Source organism: Actinomycetospora sp. (genome assembly GCF_055612215.1).
The window spans coordinates 1-3,390 of record NZ_JBVPVA010000952.1 but is presented as its reverse complement, the minus strand read 5'-3'; the positions used below and the strand labels follow the sequence as shown (position 1 = coordinate 3,390).

The following is a 3,390-nucleotide window of genomic DNA, read 5'->3' as shown; positions in this document are numbered from 1 at the left end:
CCCGCGCTGCCCCCGCGACGTCAGAACAGGAAGTAGCGCTGGGCCATCGGCAGCTCGCGCACCGGGTCGGGGTCGACGGGCGTCCCGTCGATGCGGACCGTGAACGTCTCCGGGTCGACGGTGATCTCCGGGGTCGCGTCGTTGCCCGGCATGTCGGCCTTGGACACCCCCCGCGGGGAGCGGACGGGCACGAACCGCCGCCGCACGTCCACGCGTCCGGCGAGCCCGCCGTCGAGCGCGGCCTGCGTCGCGAAGTGCACCGAGGTCGCCGCCGGTGCCGACCCGAACGCCCCGAACATCGGGCGGGAGAGCTCGGGCTGCGGGGTCGGGATGGAGGCGTTCGCGTCGCCCATGCGCCCCCAGGCGATGACCCCGCCCTTGACCACGACGTGCGGCCGGACCCCGAAGAACGCCGGGTCCCACAGCACCAGGTCGGCGAGCTTCCCGACCTCGACCGAGCCCACCTCGCCGTCGAGACCGTGCGCGATCGCCGGACAGATCGTGTACTTGGCGACGTACCGGCGGGCGCGATCGTTGTCGTCACCCGAGGCCTGCACCCCGGACAGGCCGGTGACCCGCCGCTTGGCCGCGTGCGCGGTCTGCCAGGTGCGCATCACGACCTCGCCGACCCGGCCCATCGCCTGCGAGTCCGACCCGATCATCGAGATCGCGCCGAGATCGTGCAGCAGGTCCTCCGCCGCGATCGTCGAGGCCCGGATCCGCGACTCCGCGAACGCCAGGTCCTCCGGGATCGACGACGAGAGGTGGTGGCAGACCATGAGCATGTCGAGGTGCTCGTCGACGGTGTTGACGGTGTGCGGCCGCGTCGGGTTCGTTGACGACGGGAGCACGTGCGGCTGACCCGCGACCGTGATGATGTCCGGCGCGTGCCCGCCCCCGGCCCCCTCGGTGTGGTAGGCGTGGATCGACCGGCCCGCGATCGCCTCGAGGGTCGAGTCGACGTAGCCGGCCTCGTTCAGCGTGTCGGTGTGCAGCGCGACCTGCACCCCGGTCTCGTCGGCCACCCGCAGCGCCGCGTCGATCGCGGCCGGCGTCGCGCCCCAGTCCTCGTGGACCTTGAACCCGGTCGCGCCCGCGTCGACCTGCTCGCGCAGGGCCGCCTCCCCGACGGTGTTGCCCTTGCCGAGCAGCGAGAAGTTCAGCGGCGTGGAGTCCAGCGCCTCGAACATCCGCGCGAGCCACCAGGCGCCCGGCGTCACCGTGGTCGCCTTGGTCCCCTCCGCGGGGCCGGTGCCGCCGGCGATCATCGTCGTGACCCCGGAGCCGATCGCCTCGGGCAGCTGCTGCGGGCTGATGAGGTGGACGTGGCAGTCGACCCCGCCCGCGGTGAGGATCAGCCCGTTGCCGGACAGGATCTCCGTCGACGGGCCGATGACGAGCTCGGGCGCGACGCCGTGCATCGTGTCCGGGTTGCCGGCCTTCCCGAGCCCGACGATGCGGCCGTCGCGCACGCCGACGTCGGCCTTCACCACGCCCCAGTGGTCGAGGACGAGGGCCCCGGTGATGACGAGGTCCGCGGCGCCCTCGGCGCGGGTGGCCCGCGACTGGCCCATCGACTCGCGGATCACCTTGCCGCCGCCGAACACCGCCTCGTCGCCGCCGGCCGGGCCGCGGCTGCGGTCCTCCTCGACGCGGATCGTCAGGTCGGTGTCCGCCAGCCGGAGCCGGTCGCCCGTCGTCGGGCCGAACAGCTCGGCGTAGGCCTCGCGGCCCACCGACCAGCCGCTGCCCGGGGATCCGCCCGCCCGGCCCGCCGGGTCGTCGACGTCGAGGCGCAGGCCCGGCACGGTGCCCGACCCGCCGAGCGCGACGAGGGTGACGTCCTTCTCGACGCCGGGCTCGAAGCGCACCGAGGTCCCGGCGTGGATGGCGAGCCGCATGCCCGTGGCGGCCTCGCGGTCGAAGGCCAGCGCGGGGTTCGTCGACGAGAAGTGCACGTGCGAGCCGACCTGGATCGGCCGGTCGCCCGTGTTGGTCACGGTCAGGGTGTGGACGGCGGCGCCCTCCCCCGTGACGATCTCCCCGTCCCCGGGGAGGAACGCACCCGGGCCGTATCCGGTGTCTCCCCCGCTCACGCCGATCCCCCGTCGCCGCGCACGCGCACCGTGTGCCGCGTCGCTCCGTTCGCCCCGGTCACTGGATCGGCTCGTGGACGCTCACGAGCTTCGTCCCGTCCGGGAACGTCGCCTCGACGGCGACGGTCGGCAGCATCTCGGGGACGCCCTCCATGACGTCGTCGCGGGTCAGGACGTGCTGGCCGCCGTCCATCAGCTCGGCGACGCTGCGCCCGTCCCGGGCCCCCTCGAGGATCCAGGAACTGAGCAGCGCGACCGCCTCGGGATGGTTGAGCCGCAGACCGCGGCCGCGGCGTTCCTTCGCCAGGTTCGCGGCCACGTGCAGCAGCAGTTTCTCCTGTTCGTGCGGCGAGAGCAGCACCTCAGCCCCTTCGGCTTCGCCTCGTGCGTGCGTTCCCGTGTCGGGACACGGGAACGCACGCACACGTCGGAGACAAACTAGGACGTCGTCGGCTCCGGGAGGACGTGGGTGCCCGCACGGTCGGTGGAGAGGCAGAGCGAGCAGACGTGCCCGGTGCCCGCCGCCGACGCCGTCATGTCGGGGCGCTCGAAGTCCTGCCCGCAGGACACGCAGGACAGGGTCTCCCCCGAGGGGTTGCCGAGCTCGTCGTACATCGGCGCGTCGATACCGTCGTCGGTGCGGCGCAGGTAGTACTTGCCCTTGGTGGCGAGCGCAATGATCGGTGGGAGCACCAATCCGAGCCCGATGGCCACCAGCGGAGAGTACGGCCGGATGGCCTCACCGAGACCGCCGAAGAAGGCGATGACCGACAGGCCGGCGGCGATCAGCATCGAGCCGAAGCCCACCGGGTTGAAGGAGTAGAGCATGCCGCGCCGGAACTCCGGCTGCATCGGCGAGAGCTTCAGCAGGAACTTGTTGAAGACGATGTCGGAGGCCACCACCACGACCCACGCCATGCCGCAGTTCGCGTAGAAGCCGAGGATCGTGTTGAGGAAGTCGAACATGTTGGCTTCCATCAGCACTAGCGCGATCAACAGGTTGAACGCGAGGAACACCAAGCGGCCGGGGTAGGTCTTGGTGACGCGGGTGAACGAGTTGGTCCACGCGAGCGAGCCGGAGTAGGCGTTGGTCACGTTGATCTTCACCTGGCTGATGACGACGAGCACCACGGCCAGCGTCATGGCCAGCCACGGCGGCAGGAAGTTCTGGTAGATCTCCAGGAACTGGTGCACCGGCTGGTTGGCGATGCCGGCGCTGTCGGCCACGTTGGCGATCAGGTACACCGCCAGGAACAGCCCGACGATCTGCTTGATGGCGCCGAAGATGACCCAG

At 71.5% G+C, this 3,390-nt stretch carries 3 protein-coding genes; all 3 read right to left on the bottom strand.

Annotation, left to right across the window (positions count from 1 at the left end):
- Window positions 1-20: 20 nt before the first annotated feature.
- Window positions 21-2,096, bottom strand: coding sequence for an urease subunit alpha (locus AC0CYZ_RS25905; RefSeq protein ID WP_472220698.1), 2,076 nt, complete (start codon window positions 2,094-2,096; stop codon window positions 21-23).
- Window positions 2,097-2,154: 58 nt separating this feature from the next.
- Entirely contained in the window at window positions 2,155-2,457 is a 303-nt protein-coding gene (locus AC0CYZ_RS25900; protein ID WP_472220696.1) for an urease subunit gamma, read from the bottom strand.
- A 77-nt stretch (window positions 2,458-2,534) separates the two neighbouring features.
- The coding region (locus AC0CYZ_RS25895; RefSeq protein WP_472220694.1) for a purine-cytosine permease family protein at window positions 2,535-3,390 on the bottom strand (856 nt) is incomplete at its 5' end.